This is a genomic window from Pikeienuella piscinae (assembly GCF_011044155.1).
Lineage (GTDB): Bacteria > Pseudomonadota > Alphaproteobacteria > Rhodobacterales > Rhodobacteraceae > Pikeienuella > Pikeienuella piscinae.
The window spans coordinates 3,537,732-3,557,887 of sequence record NZ_CP049056.1; the positions used below are offsets into that span (position 1 = coordinate 3,537,732).

At 66.2% G+C, this 20,156-nt stretch carries 19 protein-coding genes; 8 read left to right on the top strand and 11 right to left on the bottom strand.

What is annotated here, in order from left to right; all coding sequences use genetic code 11:
- Positions 1 to 1,305, top strand: coding sequence for an NAD(P)/FAD-dependent oxidoreductase (locus G5B40_RS16815; RefSeq protein WP_165100985.1), 1,305 nt, complete (start codon positions 1 to 3; stop codon positions 1,303 to 1,305).
- 72 nt (positions 1,306 to 1,377) lie between these two features.
- Here G5B40_RS16815 and G5B40_RS16820 read toward each other — a convergent pair whose 3' ends face one another.
- The 5 genes from G5B40_RS16820 to G5B40_RS16840 form a co-directional block, all read right to left on the bottom strand.
- On the bottom strand, positions 1,378 to 2,751 hold the full coding sequence (locus tag G5B40_RS16820) for an aminotransferase (protein WP_165100988.1): 1,374 nt from the start codon (positions 2,749 to 2,751) through the stop codon (positions 1,378 to 1,380).
- 113 nt (positions 2,752 to 2,864) lie between these two features.
- A complete protein-coding gene (locus G5B40_RS16825) occupies positions 2,865 to 3,164 on the bottom strand; it encodes a 4a-hydroxytetrahydrobiopterin dehydratase (protein WP_165100991.1) in 300 nt (99 codons plus the stop codon).
- A complete protein-coding gene (locus tag G5B40_RS16830) occupies positions 3,157 to 4,344 on the bottom strand; it encodes a GNAT family N-acetyltransferase (RefSeq protein ID WP_165100994.1) in 1,188 nt (395 codons plus the stop codon). Before G5B40_RS16830 ends, G5B40_RS16825 begins: the two co-directional genes overlap by 8 nt.
- Complete coding sequence (locus G5B40_RS16835) at positions 4,341 to 5,105, bottom strand: glycerophosphodiester phosphodiesterase family protein (RefSeq protein WP_165100996.1); 765 nt, start codon at positions 5,103 to 5,105, stop codon at positions 4,341 to 4,343. Before G5B40_RS16835 ends, G5B40_RS16830 begins: the two co-directional genes overlap by 4 nt.
- A gap of 7 nt (positions 5,106 to 5,112) precedes the next feature.
- Positions 5,113 to 5,577: a RidA family protein gene (locus tag G5B40_RS16840; protein WP_165100999.1), complete on the bottom strand. Its 465-nt coding sequence runs from the start codon at positions 5,575 to 5,577 to the stop codon at positions 5,113 to 5,115.
- Between the two features lie 123 nt (positions 5,578 to 5,700).
- Here G5B40_RS16840 and G5B40_RS16845 point away from each other — a divergent pair, with 123 nt between their 5' ends.
- On the top strand, positions 5,701 to 6,570 hold the full coding sequence (locus G5B40_RS16845; protein WP_165101003.1) for an MBL fold metallo-hydrolase: 870 nt from the start codon (positions 5,701 to 5,703) through the stop codon (positions 6,568 to 6,570).
- Between the two features lie 97 nt (positions 6,571 to 6,667).
- The gene (gene thrS / locus G5B40_RS16850; RefSeq protein ID WP_165101006.1) at positions 6,668 to 8,653 is read left to right on the top strand and encodes a threonine--tRNA ligase; all 1,986 of its coding nucleotides are present in this window, start codon (positions 6,668 to 6,670) and stop codon (positions 8,651 to 8,653) included.
- A 164-nt stretch (positions 8,654 to 8,817) separates the two neighbouring features.
- Here thrS and rpoH read toward each other — a convergent pair whose 3' ends face one another.
- Both rpoH and G5B40_RS16860 read right to left on the bottom strand, forming a co-directional pair.
- Positions 8,818 to 9,720: an RNA polymerase sigma factor RpoH gene (gene rpoH, locus G5B40_RS16855; RefSeq protein WP_165101009.1), complete on the bottom strand. Its 903-nt coding sequence runs from the start codon at positions 9,718 to 9,720 to the stop codon at positions 8,818 to 8,820.
- 90 nt (positions 9,721 to 9,810) lie between these two features.
- Complete coding sequence (locus tag G5B40_RS16860) at positions 9,811 to 10,821, bottom strand: RluA family pseudouridine synthase (RefSeq protein ID WP_165101012.1); 1,011 nt, start codon at positions 10,819 to 10,821, stop codon at positions 9,811 to 9,813.
- Here G5B40_RS16860 and G5B40_RS16865 point away from each other — a divergent pair.
- Positions 10,820 to 11,176, top strand: a complete 357-nt coding sequence (locus tag G5B40_RS16865; RefSeq protein WP_165101015.1) for a DUF6476 family protein — start codon at positions 10,820 to 10,822, stop codon at positions 11,174 to 11,176. The two genes, G5B40_RS16860 and G5B40_RS16865, sit on opposite strands and share 2 nt — an antisense overlap.
- Before the next feature lie 40 nt (positions 11,177 to 11,216).
- Here the strand turns inward: G5B40_RS16865 and G5B40_RS16870 are convergent, their stop codons facing one another.
- Positions 11,217 to 13,286 (bottom strand): TonB-dependent hemoglobin/transferrin/lactoferrin family receptor, encoded by a 2,070-nt coding sequence (locus G5B40_RS16870; RefSeq protein ID WP_165101018.1) that lies wholly within the window; start codon positions 13,284 to 13,286, stop codon positions 11,217 to 11,219.
- Positions 13,287 to 13,453: 167 nt separating this feature from the next.
- Positions 13,454 to 15,097 (bottom strand): CTP synthase, encoded by a 1,644-nt coding sequence (gene pyrG, locus G5B40_RS16875; protein WP_165101020.1) that lies wholly within the window; start codon positions 15,095 to 15,097, stop codon positions 13,454 to 13,456.
- 268 nt (positions 15,098 to 15,365) lie between these two features.
- Here pyrG and chrA point away from each other — a divergent pair, with 268 nt between their 5' ends.
- A complete protein-coding gene (gene chrA / locus G5B40_RS16880) occupies positions 15,366 to 16,640 on the top strand; it encodes a chromate efflux transporter (protein WP_165101023.1) in 1,275 nt (424 codons plus the stop codon).
- Here the strand turns inward: chrA and secG are convergent.
- Both secG and G5B40_RS16890 read right to left on the bottom strand, forming a co-directional pair.
- A complete protein-coding gene (secG, locus tag G5B40_RS16885) occupies positions 16,637 to 17,005 on the bottom strand; it encodes a preprotein translocase subunit SecG (protein WP_165101026.1) in 369 nt (122 codons plus the stop codon). The two genes, chrA and secG, sit on opposite strands and share 4 nt — an antisense overlap.
- Positions 17,006 to 17,096: 91 nt before the next feature.
- Positions 17,097 to 18,077, bottom strand: coding sequence for a DMT family transporter (locus G5B40_RS16890; RefSeq protein ID WP_246209588.1), 981 nt, complete (start codon positions 18,075 to 18,077; stop codon positions 17,097 to 17,099).
- Between the two features lie 198 nt (positions 18,078 to 18,275).
- Here G5B40_RS16890 and G5B40_RS16895 point away from each other — a divergent pair, with 198 nt between their 5' ends.
- The 3 genes from G5B40_RS16895 to G5B40_RS16905 are packed head-to-tail and all read left to right on the top strand — an operon-like array spanning position 18,276 to position 20,105.
- Positions 18,276 to 18,824 (top strand): flagellar basal body-associated FliL family protein, encoded by a 549-nt coding sequence (locus G5B40_RS16895; protein WP_246209590.1) that lies wholly within the window; start codon positions 18,276 to 18,278, stop codon positions 18,822 to 18,824.
- Between the two features lie 10 nt (positions 18,825 to 18,834).
- A complete protein-coding gene (locus tag G5B40_RS16900) occupies positions 18,835 to 19,506 on the top strand; it encodes a hypothetical protein (RefSeq protein WP_165101029.1) in 672 nt (223 codons plus the stop codon).
- Complete coding sequence (locus G5B40_RS16905; RefSeq protein WP_165101031.1) at positions 19,503 to 20,105, top strand: MotE family protein; 603 nt, start codon at positions 19,503 to 19,505, stop codon at positions 20,103 to 20,105. The genes G5B40_RS16900 and G5B40_RS16905 overlap by 4 nt, the downstream gene beginning before the upstream one ends.
- Positions 20,106 to 20,156 lie beyond the last annotated feature (51 nt).

Sequence of the window (20,156 nt, forward strand, 5' to 3'; positions counted from 1 at the left end):
ATGAAAATGACGCCCTATTGGTGGGAGGACACGGCGCCCGCGCCGGAGTTCGCCGCCGAGCCGCCGCGGCGGGTCGATCTCGCGGTTATCGGTGGCGGCTTCACGGGCATGTCGGCGGCTCTGACTGCGGCCGGGGCCGGCGCTTCCGTCGCGCTCTTCGATGCGATGCGGCCGGGCGAGGGGGCCTCGACCCGAAACGGCGGCATGATCGGCGCGCCGCACAGGCCGGGTTTCGTCGAGGAACTGAAGACCTATGGCGAGGAGGTGGGAACGCAACTCGCGCGTGAGGGACTAGAGGCCTACGCCTACACTCGCCGGCTCTACACCGGGCGCGGGTTCGACGCCGGATTCCAGCAGGCGGGGCGCATTCAACTCGCTTACACCAAGGCTCATTTCGAGGCGATGAAGGCCCGCGTCGATGTCATCGAACGGGTCGCCCCGCAGTGCGTGCGGATCGTCGAGCGCGACGAACTCGCGCAGCATGTCCGCTCGGACCTCTATTTCGGCGGCGCGCTTTACCCGGACCATGGAGGCGTCCATCCGCGCCGCGCGCATGACGGGCTGACGCGGCTGGCGATGGAGGCCGGGGTCTCGATCAACGCCGAATGCCCGGTGACGCGGGTCGCCGGCGGCGCGGGGGGCTTTCGCCTCACCACGCCGCGCGGCGAAGTCACTGCGCGCCGGCTGGTGATCGCCACCAACGGCTATACCGGGCGTGGGCTCGGCTGGGTCGCGCGGCGGATTTTCCGCCTGCCGAGCTTCATCGTCGCGACGGAGCCGCTGCCGGCGGAGGTGATCGACCAGGTGGCGCCGGGCCGTCACATGATGGTGGAGAGCCGGGCGCGGCATTCCTATTTCCGCCCCTCGCCGGACGGAACCCGAATTCTCTTCGGCGGCCGCGCGGCGCTTTACAACATGGATCAGCGGACTGCGGCTAAGCGACTTCAGCGCACGATGGCGGAGATCTGGCCCGAGGCGGCGGCCTGGCGGCTCAGTCATTCATGGCGCGGCTGGACCGGCTTCACCTTCGCCCGCATTCCGCATGTCGGCGAACATGAGGGGGCGCATTTCGCCTTTGGCTATTGCGGCAACGGCGTCGCGCTCTCGCCGTGGCTGGGGCGGAAGGCGGCGCTCAGGGCGCTCGGCGACCCGGCCGGCGAGACGGCCTATGCGAAGACGCGGCTGGAGAGCCGACCCTATCATATCGGCGGCGCGCCCTGGTTCTTGAACCTCGCGCATTTCTGGTGGTCCGGTCCGGTCGATTGGCGCGAGGGGCGGGAAGCTCGCCGCGACCGACGCGGCTGATCCCGGCGCTGAGCCGGGAGCTCAGTAGATAGGGGGTGCGGTTCGGGGTCCCGGTTCAAGGTCGGGAACACATTACGCTTTCAATCCCTCCGCGACCTTGTCGAGCGCCGTCTCCAGCTTGTCGAACATTTCGTCGAGCAGCGTCTCGTCCATGATGAAGGGCGGACAAAGGACGACGGCCTGGCCGAGCGGGCGGCAGATCAGCCCCTGATCTAGGCAGGCGTTGGCGATGCGTTCCGAGACCGAGAGCGCGCCGTCGAACGGGGTCTTCGTCGCCTTCTCCGCGACCACTTCGAGCGCGCCCATCAGCCCGATCCCGCGCGCTTCGCCGCCGAGCGGATGATCCGCCAGCGCATTGAGGCGCTTCATGAAATACGGGCTGATCATTCGCACATTCGCGAGCAACCCCTCCTCGAGAATGATCTCTATCGCCTTCAACCCGACCGCGCAGGCGACCGGGTGGCCGGAGGAGGTGAAGCCGTGTGGAAACTCCTCGATCTTCTCCGCCGCCGCCTGCATCCGCTCAGCGAACGCGTCGCCGAGGATCACCGCGCCGAGCGGCATGAAACCGCAGGTCAGAGCCTTGGAGGCGATGATCGCGTCCGGCTCGATTCCGTAGGTCTCCGCGCCCCAGACCGCGCCCGTGCGCCCGAAGCCGCAGATCACCTCGTCGGAAATGAAGGGTATGCCGTGTCTTTTCAGGACCGGTTGGATCGCCTCGAAATAGCCCTTCGAAGGTGGGATGACGCCGCCGGCGCCCATTACCGGCTCGGCGAAGAAGCCGGCGATGGTCTCCGGACCCTCCCTCTCGATCAGCTCCTCCAGATTCCGGGCCATCCGCGCGGTGAACTCCGCTTCGCTCTCCCCCTCCTCGCCGAAACGCCAGTAGTGTGGGCAGTCGGCATGGAGAAATCCGGGGAGCGGCAGGCCGAAATGCTCATTATAGGGCTTTCCGGTCATCGACGCGGAAACCGCGGTGACGCCGTGATAGGAATTGATCCGCGTGATGATCTTCCGCCGCTCCGGCTTGCCCTCGGCGCGGTTCATCATCCAGAGCATTTTCACCATCGTGTCGTTGGCTTCCGAGCCGGAATTGGTGAAAAAGACGCGGCCGGTCGCGAAGGGCGAGACTTCGATGAGCTTTTCCGAAAGCTCCACAGAAGTGTCCGCCATCCGGCCGAAAAAGGCGTGATAGGCCGGAAAGCGGCGGGTCTGCGCCACCATCGCCTCGATCAGCCCTTCATGGTCCCAGCCGCATACGACGTTCCAGAGCCCGGAATTCGCGTCGAGATAATCGCGCCCGGCGGTGTCATAGAGCCTCACGCCCTTGCCGTGGGTCAGGATCATCGGACCGCGCTCATGCAGCGTCGGAAAGTCGGTGAAGCCCGCCATGACGTTCGCCATAGCGCGCGCTTCCCATGAGTTGGGCTCGTGGGGTTTGTTCATCGCGGACCTCGTTGACTGACCGGTCCGGAAGCTACGCTTGCGGCAAAGCCGACGCAATCGCTTGCGGACGTCAGGGCGCGTCTCGCCGGCGGCCGCAGTCGGCGCGCGCGCGCTTAGCCGCGCGCGAGTGCGTCCATCTTCCGAGCCAGTTTCAGGTCGAGCTCGGTCAACCCGCTTGCGTCATGGGTGGTGAGTGTGACCTCGACCGTTCCATAGACGTTCGACCATTCGGGATGGTGGTTCAGTTTTTCCGCCTCGAGCGCGACCGCGCTCATCCAGCCCCAGGCGCGGACGAAGCTCTTGAAACGGAAAGTCTTTTTCAGCACGTCCCGCTCCGGCTCGTGCGCCCATGACGCGGCGTTGAGCGCCGGCATCGCGGCGGCGCGTTCGTCTTCGGTGAGTTTCTTAGCCATCTTCGGCTCCTTTCCGGTAGGGGCCCCGGCGCTTCAGGAATTCGATCTCTTCATCGACCGCGCGGCGTTCGCGTTCAAGATAAGCGCCGACGGCGCGTCGAAAGCGCGGCTCGGTGATGTGGTGAAGCGACCAGGTTGGGGTTGGCATGTAGCCGCGCGCCAACTTGTGCGCGCCCTGCGCGCCGGCCTCGACCCGGGTGAGGCCAAGTTCCAGCGCGGCGTCGATCGCCTGATAGTAACATGTCTCGAAGTGCAGGAAGGGGTGATCCTCGACGCAGCCCCAATATCTGCCGAAAAGCGTCTCGCGGCCGATGAAATTCAGTGCGCCGGCGATCCAGCGCCCGTCGCGCGCGCAGAGGATGAGCATGATGTCGCCGCGAAGTCGTTCCTGCGCTATGTCGAAAAAAGCGCGGGTCAGATAGGGGCGGCCCCATTTGCGCGCGCCGGTGTCCTGATAGAAGCGCCAGAAAGCGTCCCAGTGCTCAGGGCGGATTTCGTCGCCGGTCAGGCGGTGGATCGTGACGCCGTTCGCTGTCGCCGCCGCGCGCTCCTTGCGGAGGTTTTTGCGCTTGCGGCTCGCGAGGTCGACGAGGAAATCGTCGAAAGTCTCATATCCCCGGTTCTGCCAGTGAAACTGCTGGTCCTCGCGTTGCAGCAGTCCGAATTCGCCGCCGCGCCGCCACTCCTCTTCGGTGCAAAAGGTGATGTGAAGCGAGGAGAGCCCATTCGTCTCCGCCAGCCGGATCGCGCCCTGGATCAGCGCCAGATCGGCCCCTTCGGGCGCATCCGGAGGGGTCAGGAGGCGCCGCCCCGGGGCGGGGGTGAAGGGAACCGCGCCCTGCAATTTGGGGTAGTATTCGCCGCCGGCGTGCTCGAACGCATGCGCCCAGTTCTGGTCGAACACATACTCGCCCTGGCTGTGGGTCTTGCCGTAAAGCGGCATGACGCCGGAAAGCCGTCCGTCGCCGGCCCGCGCCGCGAGATGACGCGGATACCAGCCGGCGGCGTCGGAGACGGAGCCGCTGTCCTCCAGCGCCAGCAGGAAGCGATGCGTGGTGAACGGGTCGATGGGTCGGCCGCCATCGGCGGCCTCCGGGCAGGCGCAATGGTCCCAGTCCGCCGGATCGATGGCGGCGATACCGTTCAGCACATCGATCGAGAAGAGCGCCTCCTCGCTCACGCGGCGTAACCCTCGAAGGTGATGTTGTCGGCGACTGCGCGCGCGGCTTCCTCCTCCTCCCGGCTGCGGATCGTCCAGGCGAGGACCGGACGCCCGGAAGCCTTCACCTTCGCCACCGCATCGGACCGAAGATCGTCATGCTGATGCGAAATGAAGCTGCAGCCGAGCGCGTCAAGGTCGTCCAGCCGCGCGAGGGCGGCGCGCCGCGCGGCCGGCAGCCGGCCCCAAGGCCCCTCCGCAAAGGCGCAGGTGGTGCGGCCGCGCGGAATCTCCGGTGCGGCGCCGCGGCATTCGGTCACGGAATGCGGGTTGAACGACATCAGCGCCGCCGGGCCGTCATAGGCGCTGAGCAGCGCCGCCGCCCGCCGCTCCAGCCGCCCGTCCACGGACGCCATGGCGCGGCTCTGATCCTTGATCTCGACGAGAAGCGGGACGCGTCCGGCGACGAGAGAGAGAACTTCCGTCAGCGTCGGGATCGTCTCGTCACCCTCGCCAAGTCGGATTTCGCCAAGTTCGGTGGCGCTGCGGAGGCCGACCGGCCCCTCGGCCTCGGTAAGGCGGTCGAGGTCGTCATCGTGAAAGACCATCGCCTCGCCATCGGCGGAAAGCTGAAGGTCGAGTTCGATTCCGTAGCCGCCCCGGATCGCCGCCTCGAATGCGACGCGGGAATTCTCGATCACGCCAGCCGCGCGGTCATGAAGCCCCCGGTGCGCCAGCGGCAGGGCCAGAAAGACGGCCGGAAGAGCGGGGCGGGGCGACATCGCGCGCTCAGTCGATCTCGAAGATCGCTTCGACCTCGACCGCGACGCCGAAAGGGAGATTGGCGACGCCGACGGCGGAGCGCGCGTGGCGTCCCTTGTCGCCGAAAACCTCGACCATCAGATCGGAGCAGCCGTTGATCACTTTCGGGTGATCCGGGAAATCCGGGGCGGAATTGACGAAACCGGTCAGCTTGACCACCCGCGCGACCCGATCGAGATTGCCGCCGCAGGCGGCCTTCATCTGAGCGATGAGGCTGATCGCGCAGGCGCGCGCCGCCGCAGCGCCCGCCTCGGCGTCCATGCCGGCGCCAAGTTTGCCGACGATCAGGTCGCCGGGCCGGCCGGAGACCTGGCCGGAGATGAAGACCAGATCGCCCGCGCGCACGTGCGGCACGTAATTCGCCGCCGGGGTCGGGGCGTCGGGAATTTCTACGCCAAGCTCCTTCAGGCGGGCGTCGATCTTGCCGGTCATCTGCTATCCTCTCTGGCTGGGAATCGTCGGATTGAACATGCAACGACGGGGCGTTGCAGAAAAGCGTGAATGGCGTCGCGCTCGATTTAACATTATGTTCCCGTGAAATGAACGGAGCCTACCATGCAGCCTGAAATCGAAGCCTTCTTTCACGAAGACAGCAACACCGTCTCTTATGTCGTCTCCGATCCCGAGACGCGGCGCGCGGCCGTGATCGACAGCGTGCTCGACTACGACATGGCGGCCGGACGAACGGCGACGAGCCATGCCGACCGCATCCTCGCCCATCTCGCGGGGGAGGGGCTGGCGCTGGACTGGATACTGGAGACGCATGTCCACGCCGATCACCTCTCGGCCGCGCCCTATCTGCGCGACAAGGCCGGCGGGCGGGTCGGAATCGGCGCGCGGATCACCGAGGTTCAGCACACATTCGGCGAGATCTACAACGCCGAGCGCGGTTTCGCGCGCGACGGCTCGCAGTTCGACCATCTTTTCGCGGATGGCGAAGCCTTCATGATCGGCGGGATCGAGTGCGAATATCTTTCCACCCCCGGCCATACGCCTGCTTGCGGTTCATACCGGATCGACGAGAACATTTTCGTCGGCGATACGCTCTTCATGCCGGATTTCGGCACCGCGCGCTGCGATTTTCCGGGCGGCGACGCGCGCACGCTCTATCGTTCGATTCGCCGCATCCTGGATCATCATCCACAGACGACGCTCTGGATATGTCATGATTACAAGGCGCCGGGGCGCGAGGAATTCGCCTGGCGAACCACGGTCGGCGCGCAGCGCGAAGCGAACCCGCATGTCCGCGACGGCGTCAGCGAGGACGAGTTCGTCGCGATGCGCGAAGCGAAGGATGCGAAGCTGGGCGCGCCGAAGCTGCTGATCCCGTCGATCCAGGTGAACATGCGCGCAGGAAAGATGCCGCCGGCGGAGGATAACGGCGTCACTTATCTCAAGACGCCGGTCAACGTTATCGGTCGCTGAGAGACGCCGCTTCGTCCTCCGGCGCGGCGGATTGACTTCGAGAGCCGTCGCGCGGATTTTGCGCGCGCAAAACAAACCCGAAACCGGAGACGGACCCATGGCCGACGGCGCGCGAAACGTGACGATCACTCTTCCCGACGGGGCGGAGCGGACGTGCGCGACCGGCGTCACCGGGGCGGATATCGCGGCGGCAATTTCGCCTTCGCTGGGGAAGGCGGCGCTCGCCTGCCGGATCGACGGCCGGCTTGCCGATCTTTCCGAACCGATCGAGCGCGACGCGGCGCTCGAGGTCGTCACTGCGAAGGACAAGGCGGACGCGCTCGGCCTCATCCGCCATGACTGCGCCCATATCATGGCCCGGGCGGTGCAGGAGCTATGGCCGGATGTGAAAGTCACCATCGGCCCGGTGATCGAGAATGGCTGGTATTATGATTTCGACCGGGAGACGCCGTTCTCGGACGAGGATTTCGCCGCCATCGAGAAACGGATGCGCCAGATCATCGCCGCGCGCGACCCGGTGCGCTACGAGATCTGGGACCGCGCCCGCGCCATCGCCCATTACAAGGCGAACAACGAGCCCTACAAAGTCGAACTGGTAGAGGCGATTCCGGACGGGGAGCCGATCCGGATGTATTGGCATGGGGACTGGCAGGACCTCTGCCGCGGCCCGCATCTTGTCCATACCGGGCAGGTTTCCGCCGATGGCTTCAAGCTGATGAAGGTCGCCGGGGCATATTGGCGCGGCGACAGCAGCAACAAGATGCTTCAGCGCATTTATGGCGTCGCCTTCGCCTCGAAGCCCGAACTCGACGCCTATCTCACCATGCTGGAGGAGGCCGAGAAGCGCGATCACCGGAAGATCGGCCGCGAGCTGGAGCTTTTCCACTTTCAGGAAGAGGCGCCGGGGATGGTGTTCTGGCACCCGAACGGCTGGCGCGTATATCGCGCGCTTGAGGAATACATGCGCCGCCGGCTCGACGCCGCGGGGTATCGCGAGATCCGCACGCCGCAGGTGGTGGACCGCAAGCTATGGGAGGCGTCGGGCCATTGGGAGGCCTATCGCGAGAACATGTTCATCACCGAGATCGACGAAGGCTCGGGCGCGGGTGAACACGCCAACGCGAAACGCACCAACGCGCTGAAACCGATGAACTGCCCCTGCCACGTGCAGATCTATAATCACGGGTTGAAAAGCTACCGCGACCTGCCGCTCCGGATGGCGGAGTTCGGCTCCTGCCATCGCTATGAAAGCTCCGGCTCGATGCATGGGCTGATGCGGGTGCGCGGCTTCACCCAGGACGACGCGCACATCTTCTGCACCGGCGAGCAGATCGAGGATGAAACCAGGCGTTTCATCGAACTACTCTCCTCGGTCTACGAGGACCTCGGCTTCGAGGGGTTCGACATCAAGTTCTCGACCCGGCCCGAGGTGCGGATCGGCAGCGACGAGGCCTGGGATCGGGTCGAGGGCGCGCTGGAAAGCGCGATCGAGAAGCTCGGCCTCGATTACGAGGTCGATCCCGGCGAGGGCGCCTTCTACGGGCCAAAGCTGGACTTCAAGCTGACCGACGCCATCGGCCGCGAATGGCAATGCGGGACGTTCCAGGTGGACCCGAACCTGCCCGCGCGGCTCGGGGCCGAATATGTCGGCGAGGACGGAGCGAAACACCGCCCCTACATGCTGCACCGGGCGATCCTCGGCTCGTTCGAGCGCTTCATCGGCATCCTGATCGAGAACTACGCCGGCAAGCTGCCGCTCTGGCTCGCACCCCGGCAGATCGTCGTGGCGACGATCACTTCCGAGGCGGACGACTACGCCGAAGAAGTCGCGGCGGCGCTGGTGAAGTCCGGGCTCCGGGCGGAGGCCGACACGCGGAACGAGAAGATCAACTACAAGGTCCGCGAACACTCGGTCGGCAAGGTGCCGCTGATCCTCGCCGTCGGCGGGCGGGAGGTCGCCGACCGGACGGTCGCCGTCCGGCGGCTCGGCGACAAGGGCCAGAACGTGATGGCGCTGGACGCCGCCGTGTCTGCGTTCAGGGACGAGGCGACGCCGCCGGATCTGCGGCGCGAGGGTCGCTAGTCCGCGCTGTGGCGCGGCGGCATCGCTCGCGATTCTGGCGGCGGCGCCCGACCCGCACGTTCCAGATAGGTGAGGATTCCGGCAGATCCCGGTTTGGGCGGCGTGGCGATTTGTCGGATCCGAAGAAAGCCGCAAACAAGTGACGGCCGCTTGCGGCTTGCTGCTTAATTCACCCGCCGCAGAAGCCCTTTCGCCGCCGCCAACTCCCGCATCTTGCGCTGGAGCTTTTCGAAGGCGCGGACCTCGATCTGCCGGATGCGTTCGCGGCTTACGTCGTATTCGCCGGAAAGCGTCTCCAGCGTCACCGGATTGTCCTTCAGGCGCCGCTCGGTCAGGATGTGACGCTCGCGCTCGTTGAGCGACGACATCGCTTCGATCAGCAACTCGCGCCGCCCCTCCAGCTCGTCCTGTTCGGCGTATTCACTGGCCTGGTCGGCGTCTTCGTCCGTCAGCCAATCCTGCCATTCCGCCGTCCCCTCGCCATCCGCGCCGCCGAGCGGCGCGTTGAGCGAAGCGTCTCCGCCGCCGGACATGCGCCGGTTCATCGAGACAACCTCTTCCGGCGTCACGTTCAGCTGGGTGGCGATGGTTTCGACATTCTCGGGGCGAAGGTCGCCCTCTTCGAGCGCGCCGATCCGGTTCTTCGCCTTCCGGAGGTTGAAGAAAAGCTTCTTCTGCCCGGCGGTGGTGCCCATCTTGACGAGGCTCCACGAACGCAGGATGTATTCCTGGATCGAAGCGCGGATCCACCACATCGCATAGGTGGCGAGGCGGAAGCCCCGCTCCGGGTCGAACCGCTTCACCGCCTGCATCAGCCCGACATTGGCCTCCGAGACAACCTCGGCCGTCGGCAGCCCATAGCCGCGATAGCCCATGGCGATCTTCGCCGCGAGGCGGAGATGCGAGGTGACGAGGCGGTGCGCCGCGTCCTTGTCCTCATGATCGACCCAGGCTTTCGCCAGCATGTACTCTTCTTCCGGCTCCAGCATCGGGAACTTGCGGATCTCGGTCAGATAGCGGCTGAGACCGGCTTCCGGAGACGGGGCGGGAAGGCTTGAATAGCTCATTTCATCTCCTCGAACTGCCAGTTCGCGCGGAAGGGCGCATATGGTGACTTGGGACGGCTACGCCAACGTTTCAAGTTTAGCGACGTTCCGTCACCTACCGAGTATATTAACGACAAGATGGCGGAAATCCGGCGGCGGATCCGAGCAGAAAGTCAGCAGATCGCCGTTGACCGGGTGGCGAAAGCCGAGCCGCGCCGCGTGGAGCGCCTGACGCGGGAACGCGGCGGCCTCTGGCGGAAGTCCGGCCCGCCCGGCGCGGCCATAGGTTTGATCGCCGATCAGCCCGTGCCCCAAATGCGCGAGGTGAACGCGGATCTGATGGGTGCGCCCGGTCTCCAACCTGCAGCGGATCAACGCCCCGCCCTCCAGCGGGCGCTCGACGCGAAATCGCGTCACCGCGCGCCGCGCCCCCGGTCCGCCCTTCGCCACAGCCATCTTCTTGCGGTCGGCCCTGTGTCGAGCGATCAGCGTTTCGATACGGAACCAGGGCCCATCGATCGAAAGTCCGGGCATACCCATCAGCCGCGGGTCGGCGCGGTCGGGAACGCCGCGCGTCAGCGCGAGATACTCGCGGTCGATGTCATGTCTGGCGAAAAGCGTCGAAAGCCCGTGATGCGCGACATCGGTCTTGGCGACGACGAGAAGGCCGGTGGTGTCCTTGTCGATCCGGTGGACGATGCCCGGACGTCGCACGCCGCCAATGCCGGAAAGGCTGTCGCCGCAGTGATGCAGCAACGCGTTCACCAGCGTACCGGTCCAGGCGCCGGGCGCCGGATGGACGACCATGCCGGCGGGCTTGTCCACGACGATCAGATGCGCGTCCTCGTGAATGACGCTGAGTGGGATCGCCTCGGGCAGAGGCTCCGGCGCCTCCGGCTCAGGCAGGGCGACAAGGTATGTTCCGCCCGGCTTGACTTTCATCGCAGGGTCGCTGACCGTCCGCCCGTCGATCGTCACCGCGCCAGCGCGGATCAGCGCGGCGATCCGCGAGCGGCTGAGTCCTTCCGGCGCGAGTTCGGCGAGCGCACGGTCGAGCCGCGACCCGGCGCTTTCCGCCGGCGCGGTTAGCCGGATCGGGTTTTCGGAGGTTTCAGGTTCCATGCCGACGCCCGCGCAGCCTTCCTCATCCGGGCCCAACGACTGGACCGAGCCGCCGCAGCTTCGCACGCTTCGGCGCATGGTCGCCGTCCTGATGGCGACGCTGATCTTCGGCGTCCTAACGATCGCCGCGACGCTTGTCATCCGGATCATGATGGAAAGCCCGCCGGAACGCGAGGTCGCGACGATTGCGGCTGACGAGATCGTTTTGCCGAAGGGCGAGGAGATCACCGCTGTCGGGGCGACGCCGAACGCGCTGACGGTCGTGACGCGCGATGCGGCGGGGATGGAGCGCATCCGGGTCTTTCACCCCGAGAGCGGCGCGGAGCTCTCGGACATGATGGTCGAACGGCGTTGACCGGCGTCACCGTCGAACGGCGACGCCCCTTTCGTTCGGATCAGAACCTGATCGAACCGGCGATCTTGAACGTGCGCCCGGGTTCGTTCAGCTGGCTGGGCTGGATGCGATAGGTTTCGTCGAAGATATTATCAACTCCGGCGCGGATCGTGATTCCTTCGAAGGGCGGCGATTTCGGCTCGTAGGCGAGATAGGCGTCGAAAACCTCGTAGCCGTCGGCATTCGCCGTCCCGTTGTCGAGTTTGCGCGCCAGCGTGGCGCGGAGGCCGAGATCGAACTCGTCCGTCGGACGAAAACCGACCGTCGCCGTCAGCCTGTCCTGCGGCAGTGAGGAAAGCGCATCGCCGCTGTCGTTCTCTCCGCGCGGAACGGTGAGGCCGAGGCCGGCGTACCAGAGACCGGCGTCATAGCGAATTTCCGCCTCGGCGCCCCAGAGCTCGGCGTCCACATTGAAGTTCGTGGTTGAGCCGCCCACCTCGAAATTCCCGGTCAACGGGTTGAACTGTCCGGTCGAGAAATCGATGAAGCTCACTTGCTGGTCAATGAAGTTGTCCACCCGGGCGTAATAGCCGCCGATGGAGAAGGAGAGCGCGTCCCCCGCCTGGATCACGTCGCGGTCGGAAAAGCGCGCGCCAACCTCGATCTGGTCGGATGTTTCCGGCTTCAGATCAGGATTCGGCTGGAACTCATTGACCCCGGTGAAGACCGACCCCGGGCCGAGCGGGAAACCCGGAACCGCGAAATGCACATCGTCGGTGTAGAGTTCGGTCAGCGATGGCGCACGAAAGGCGCGGGCGAGGTTGCCGTAGAACTGGAGTTGAGGGATCGGGCGGTAGCTGACGCCGATCCGGGGTGAGAACTGCGATTCGTTTCGTGACGAGAACGCCCCGTCAGGGTCGAGTTCATAGCGATCGAAACGAATCCCGGGGATGATAGTCAGCCCTTCGGCCACTTCGATCGTCGCCTCGGCGAAACCAGCATAGGTTGTAGCCGTGGCGTCCGGGAACTGGAGCCGGGCGGCGCTGTCGCGCGTGCCCGACTGGGTGTCGCGTACGAATTCGACGCCGTAGACGAGCTCGACCGGAACGCCGGCGTCGAAACGGGATCGGTTCAACGCCTCGAAGCCGATCGTGTCGTAATCGGTGGTGTCGCGCCGCCCGTCGATCTGGCGGGTTTCGTCGATGTCGAGCGTGTTGAAATAGGCGAGAACCGAGAGATCGATGAGGTCGTCGCCGACGGGATCGTAATCCCAGCTCAGGCGGCCGGTCAACGTCTCGGCATCGCGATCCACGATATTGCCGCCGGTCGCCGGAGTGTCCTGCGCGCCCGGGGTGATCGAATCGTCCCGGTAGATTGAGAAGATCCCCTCGATCCGGCTCGATTCGCCCATCTCATACCCAAGCTTGGCGAGGCCGTTGCCTATATCCACCTCGGAGGCGCGGATATCCACGCCGTCGCCGTCGCGGTAGTCGGCGCCTTTGTCGCGATAGGCGAGAAAGCCGAGCGCGTCGAACCCGCCCGTCGCGCCGTAGACCGTTCCGGTCTGACCGAAGGCGTCGCCGTTGGTTTCATAGCTCGTTCGCAGGCGCGCGCCCATCGTCTCGCCCGGCTCCAGCATGTCGTAAGCGTTGCGGGTCTCGATGGAGATCACGCCGCCGAGCGCGCCGGAGCCGTGGAGTGTGGAGCCGCCACCGCGAATAACTTCCACGCGTTCGACGATTTCGGGGTCAATGAAGAATCGCCCACGATGACCCTGGTTGAAATTGAAGCGCCCGCCATCCAGCCGAAGCACCACTTGGTCATCGGAGAAGCCGCGGATGTTTGGCTCCTGCGCGGCGCCGCGCGGGCCACCCTCGATGGTGAGGCCGGGCGTGTCGCCGATCAGCCCCTCGAAGTCCGACGCCTGTCTGCGGTCCATCTCGCCGCGATCGACGACCGTGACCCCGGTTGTCGCGTCGAGCACCGAACGTGCGTCGCGCGAAGCGGATTCGACAACGATATCCTCAAGAAGGATCGGACCTTCGGCGCGCGCGACGCTCGTCAGGCTTTCGGTCGCGGCCGCGAAGGCGGCCAGGCTCATCGAGGATTGCAGAAAGAATCGCCACGTCATGTTCGCGCCCCGCTCGTCTAAGATTCGGGAAGCGGGGCCTGACCTGTTCGCTGGGGCGCTTCGTCGCCCCTCTTCAATAGTTCCTGAGTGTTTATGTCAACATCATTGCGCGGCGCGTTTAGGCGGGCGTCGGGCTCGGCGCTGAGGACGGCCGTTCGGACGCCTGTTCACACCAGTCGGGACTGATCCAGCGCCGCACGCACGAAATCGGCGAAGAGCGGATGAGGCTCGAAAGGTTTCGATTTCAACTCCGGGTGGAACTGGACGCCGACGAACCATGGGTGGTCGGGGATCTCGACAATCTCCGGCAACTCGCCATCGGGCGAGAGGCCGGAGAAATGCAGGCCCGCCGCCTCAAGCCTTTTCTGGTATTTCTTGTCCACCTCGTAGCGGTGACGGTGACGCTCCGAGATCGTCGCCGCGCCGTAGATTTCCGCGACCCGCGAGCTGGGGGTGAGGATCGCATCATAGGCGCCGAGGCGCATCGTTCCGCCCTTGGCGTCGTCCGCCTTTCGCCTGACGGTGCGGTTTCCTTCGGTCCATTCGGTCATGTGGTAGACGACATGTTCGAACCGGCTCAGTCCGGCTTCATGATCGAATTCCTGGCTGCCGGCGCGGCTCAGGCCGGCGAGGTTCCGGGCCGCCTCGATCACGGCCATCTGCATGCCGAGACAGATGCCAAGATAGGGGATCTTTCGCTCCCGCGCGAACTGCGCGGCGCGGATCTTCCCCTCGGTTCCGCGCTCGCCAAAACCGCCGGGAACGAGAATGGCGTGAAAGCCGTCAAGATGCGGCGACGGATGCTCGCGCTCGAAAACCTCGGCGTCGAGCCATTGGGCGCGCACCTTCACCCGGTTGGCGAAGCCGCCATGGGTCAGCGCCTCCGCGAGGCTCTTGTAGGCGTCCTCGAGCTTCACGTACTTGCCGACGACGGCGATGCGCACCTCGCCCTCCGGGCTGTCGATCCGGTCGGCGACGTCCAGCCAACGGTCGAGCTTCGGGCGCGGCGCCGGGGTGATTGCGAAGGCGTCGAGCACCGCCTGGTCCAGCCCGACCCCATGGTAGGCGAGCGGGGCCTTGTAGATGCTGTCTAGATCCATTGCCGGAACCACCGATTCGGCGCGCACATTGCAGAAGAGCGCGATCTTCGCGCGTTCGCTTTCGGGTATTTCGTGCTCGGTGCGGCAGACCAGGATGTCGGGCTGAAGGCCGATGGAGCGCAACTCCTTGACCGAGTGCTGCGTCGGCTTGGTCTTCAACTCGCGGGAGGCCGCGAGATAGGGGAGCAACGTGAGATGCATCAGTATGCAATCGCCCTTCGGACGCTCCTGCATGAACTGGCGGATCGCCTCGAAGAACGGCAACCCTTCGATATCGCCGACCGTGCCGCCGATCTCGCAGAGCATGAAATCGGTCTCCTCGTCGCCGATGGAGAGCCAGTCCTTGATCTCGTTGGTGACGTGCGGAATGACTTGGATGGTCTTGCCGAGATATTCGCCCCTGCGCTCCTTATCGAGTACGTTCGTGTAGATGCGCCCGGCGGAGACGCTGTCGGTCTTGCGACAGGGGACGCCGGTGAAGCGTTCGTAATGGCCGAGATCGAGGTCGGTCTCAGCGCCGTCGTCGGTGACGAAGACCTCGCCATGCTCGAACGGGCTCATCGTTCCGGGATCAACGTTGAGATAGGGGTCGAGCTTTCTCAGGCGCACCGAATAGCCACGCGCCTGCAGAAGCGCACCGAGCGCGGCGGAGGCGAGGCCCTTGCCGAGCGAAGAGACGACGCCGCCGGTGATGAAAATGTAACGCGCCACTGCCCGGAGATCCCCCGTGTCAGATTGTTATCATGATTTCGCGGTCGAGTAGTTAGCAACCGCGACATCTAGTCCACGGGATTTGAGGGATACAGGATTCGTCTGGCCCCGACAACCGCAAGACGACCCGCGCGAGTGAGACGCCGGCGCGATTTCACGCGTCCTGCAAAGCGCGCTTGACGGTGGGCGGGGCGCAGCCGAAACAGGATTCATGGCGGGCCGGATCGGACGGGGGCCGGCGCAATGCAAGCCAGAACGAGGACGCGCCATGCCGGCCCGAGCCGAGAATCCTCCCGCTTTCAGTGAAATAGTCCGCGTCTTCGCGGTGGTCGGCGCGCTCTCCTTCGGGGGGCCGGCCGGGCAGATTGCGCTGATGCATCGTGAGCTGGTTGAAAGGCGCGGCTGGCTGACCGAGGCCGCGTTTCTGAACGCGCTATCGTTTTGCATGCTCCTGCCGGGACCGGAGGCGACGCAACTCGCCACCTATGCAGGCTGGCGGCTCCATGGCGTCGCCGGCGGGCTCGTCGCGGGTTTGCTCTTCGTTCTGCCGGGCGCCGCGGTGATCGCCACGCTCGCCGCGCTCTACGCGAGTTTCGGCGCCGACCCGCTGGTCGCGGCGCTCTTTTTCGGAGTAAAGGCGGCCGTCGTCGTCATCGTGATCGAGGCGCTTCTGAAGGTGTCCCGGCGGGCGCTGAACGGCCCGGCGGCGTGGGCCGTCGCCGGGCTGGCCTTCATCGCGATCTTCTTTCTTGCGCTGCCGTTTCCTTTGATTGTGGCGGCGGCGGGAATCTGGGGGTTCGCTCTCGGTCGGCGCGGCGCGGTGGAGGCGGCGCCCGAGGAGCCGGTGGATCTTGGGCGCGTCGGCCGGACGGCGGTGGTCTGGGTCGTGATATGGCTTGCGCCGCTTGGCGCGCTGACGGTGCTGACGCGGGGTGGACTGCTCTGGGATATCTTTGTTTTCTTTTCCTGGCTCGCGCTCGTCACCTTCGGCGGCGCCTACGCGGTTCTCGCATGGATGGCGCAAGTCGTCGTCGCCGATTTCGGCTGGCTCACGACGGGCGAGATGATCGACGCGCTCGGCCTCGCGGAGACGACCCCGGGGCCGCTGATCCTGGTGACGGAGTTCGTCGCCTTTCTTGCCGCGGCGAAGGCCGGGGGGCTCTGGTTCGGCGCGCTTGGCGCGCTGGTCGCGCTCTGGGCGACATTCGCGCCGTGCTTCCTGTGGATATTCACTGGCGCGCCGTTCCTCGAATGGCTCGGCGCCGCTCCGCGACTGCGCGCGGCCCTGGCCGGGGTTTCGGCGGCGGTGGTGGGCGTGATCCTCAATCTTTCGATCTGGTTCGCGCTCCATGTCTTTTTCGGGGAGGTGACGCGCGAACGGTTGGGCTGGATCACGTTGTGGTCGCCGGATATCGCGAGCATCGACTGGCGCGCGCTGGCGATCGCGCTGCTTGCGGCGGGTCTTCTTCTTTGGCGTGGCTGGAGCCTCGTCGCCGTGCTCGTCGCTTCCGCCGCGCTCGGACTCGGCCTTACATCGCCCTAATCGGCGGCGGGCGGCGCGGTCGGCGTTTCGGTCGGCGCCGTTGGCTGAGCCGGCAGCGAGAAGCCGCCGCTGGTCGGAGCGCCCGAATCGTCCGCCTCGGGCACGCCGGTCGAGACGCCCTCGATGACGGAGCGGCTGCCGGTCGATGTCGCGGAAATGACGGTGAGGATGAGTGACGTGGCGATGAACGCCGCCGCGAGCGCCCAGGTGACCTTCGAGAGCGCCGTAGCCGCCCCTCGCGAGGAGACCAGTCCGCCGCCCCCGCCGCCCATCCCGAGCGCCCCGCCCTCGGAACGTTGCAGAAGGACGACGCCGATCAGGAACGCCGCGATGACGAGGTGGACGATCAGGACAATGTTTTCCATGGTGGGCGGTTCCCTTGCGGGCCTCATCTGGTTCGGCGGGCGGGATAGCGCAAGGGGCGGGGGATGTCGATAGCGCCGGCGCGGGCGGGCGTCAGCCCTGCGGCGTCATCACCTTCCGGGACTTGGCGCGTTCGATGCCGAGCTGGCGCTCGCGCCAGATGATGACGACGCCGCCGATGATCGTGAGCGACGCCCCTGCCAGCATCATGCCGGTCGGCGCTTCGCTGAAGACGAACCAGCCGATCAGCAGCGCGAAAATGATCTGCGCGTAGTCGAAAGGCGCGATCACCGAGGTCTCGGCGTAGCGGTAACTCATGGTCAGAAGCACCTGGCCGAGCCCGCCGATCAGCCCGCAGAGAACAAGTAGCGTCAGCGTTCCCGTTGGCGGCAGGACCCAGCCGAAGGGCGAGGAAAGCAGCGACAGCAAGGTCGCCGTCAGCGAGAAATAGATCACGATCGCTCCGGTCGTCTCCTTATGCACGAGTTTCCGGACGAACACCTGCGCCAGCGCCGCGAAGACGGCGGCGAGGAGAGCGGCGAAGGCGCCGACCGTCTCCAGCTTGGTGGCGCTCTCGGCATCGATTCCGCCGAGGCGCGGCCAGATAACCAGCGTGACGCCGATCAGCCCGAGCGCGACGGCGAAGAGCCGGTAGAGCCGGATCGTCTCGCCGAGGAACATCGCCGCGAGAATGGTCGCGAGAATCGGCGCGGCGAAACCGATGGCGACCGCTTCGGGGAGCGGGATCAGCCCGAGCGCGAGGAAGCTGAAGCCCATGGCGCAGGAGCCGACAAGCCCGCGCCAGACATGCCCCATCGGGTTCGCCGTGCGGAGCGCGCCCGGAAACTCGCCGGTGAACCAGAGCCAGGCGAGCACCGGCGGAATCGCGAAGGCCGAACGAAAGAACATCGCTTCGCCGGGCGGCACCACCTCCGCCGTCGCCTTGACCAACGACGACATCACCATGAACACCGCGACCGCGAGAAGCTTGTAGGCGATGCCGCGCAACGGGTTCATCTGCGTCTTTCGAGGCGTCGCCGCGACGGAGCGCAGCTTCTGTGAGATCGAATCCATACCGCTTACCCGCAGGGCCGGCGCCGCGATAGCGCTCTGAACGCAAGGCCGCCATGCGCGCGCGGCTTCGCGCGCGGCAAGGGTCGTGAAAACATCAAATTTTACATGAAGTTGAGACGTCGTGCCTTGTCGATGAATGATTCCGCCGCGACCGCCGGAAATTAGGTTTCGGTTAGCCTGTGATCGGTAATCAGTCCGGTGACCGAGAGAATCTACGGCCCGGGAACCATGTCAGCAATCGACGCAACAGGTCTGGATGACGACGCCGAGGGAGAGGCGCCGAAGCGCGGATCGCGCGCGCCGCTCCTCATCGGCATCCTTCTTGCGCTTCTTCTGGGCGGCGGCGGGTTCTACGCTGTCTTTTCGGGGCGCGTCGCCCTTCCGGTTTTTCTCGTCGGCGTCGGAGGGGAGAGCCATGCGCCAGGCGCGGCGATTCCGGCCGGCGGCGCGCCGGCCTTCGTTCCGATCGGCGAAATGGTGATCCCGCTCGGCCCGGATGCGACGGCGAAATTCCTGGTGATCGAGACTTCGGTCGAGACGCGACCCGAAGACGCGGCGGCGCTCGCGGCGCTTCGCCCCCGCATCCTCGACGTCTTCAACACGTTCCTGCGCGCCGTCGAGGAGGCGGATATCGAGGCGCCGAGCGCGTCGATCCGGCTTCGCGCGCAACTTCTGCGCCGGGTGCGCGCCGTCGCCGCGCCGATCGAGGCGCGCGACCTGCTGATCACCTCCTTCGTATTGAAATAGGAGCCGCCCGATGGAGCTTATCGCCGATGGATTGCTGCTGATCGCCGCGACGGTGGCCGCGCTCTACTGCATGGTCCTCTCGCGCCGCCTCAGGCGGCTGGCGCGGATGGAGGGTGGTCTTGGCAAGGCGATCACCACCATGTCGCGCCAGGTCGAGGAGATGAACGCGGCGCTGGCCACGGCGAAACGCGCGAACGAGGCCGCGGTAGGCCAGATCGACGCCCGCCTCGCCGCCGCGAAACGGGCGGCCGCGGCGCTGGAGGCTTCGGCGGCGGAGGCGGTCGGAAGGATCGAGGCGGCGGCCTTGTCGGCGCAAGCGGATGCGGAGCGCGCCTCGCGCGCGGCGGACAAGAGAAAGCGCCATGAGGCCATCCCCCCGTCTAATGGTCGAAAGACGCCCGCCCGCAAGCTGGCCGCCGCCCGAAATGGAAGCGGCGAGGCGGGTCGGGAAGGAGCCGCCGGGGCGGGCGCGTCGGGCGGTGTGAGCGCCGGAGGGGAGACAGGCGCGCTTGCGGCGCGCAGAGCCGCGGCGGCGAGGCGGGCGGCCGTCCGTCCTGCGCTGGTGAAGAAGGCCGCGAAGCCGGAATCCGTGTCTACGGGCGATTCGGCGAAAGACGAGGACGATCACGGCGCGCTCGCCCGACGGCTGATCGCCGCGGTTTCCGGCGGATCGCCGGCATGAGCCGCCGCGCGCAGAAAGGCGGCCGTTCGGCGATGCTGCTGCTCGCCGGTTGTTTCACCTTGTCGGCCTTCGCACGCGGCGTCGAGCCGGCGATCGCCTACGCCGTCGAGACGTCAGACGGTCCGGTTGCGATCGACGAGGCGCCTGCGGACGGGGCGACGACCGCCGCCGACGCGCCAGGGCCGACCCATAGCGACCTCGCCGCGCTGCTCAAGGCGCTCCGCGAACGCGAAAGCCAGCTCGATGCGCGCGAGGAGCGCATCGCGATCAAGGCCAAGGTGATCGAAGCCGCGGAAGAAAGACTTCGCGACCAGATGACCCGGCTGGAAGGGGCGGAGGCGCGGCTCTCGGCGCTCGTTCATGTCGCCGACGGCGCCGCCGAAAGAGATGTCGGAAAGCTCGTCGCAACGTTCGAGACGATGGACGAAAAGCGCGCCGCGCCGATTTTCGAGACGATGGATGTCGCCTTCGCTTCCGGCCTTCTTTCGAGAATGGAGGATGGCGCGGCGGCCGATATTCTCGGCGCGCTTTCGCCTGAAAAGGCCTACGCGATCACCGTCCAGATCGCCGGGCGTAACGCCAGGGCGCCGAAAGAATGACCGGGCTCCACATATCTCGCGCCGGCGCGCCGGCGACGTGGCGGCCCGGCT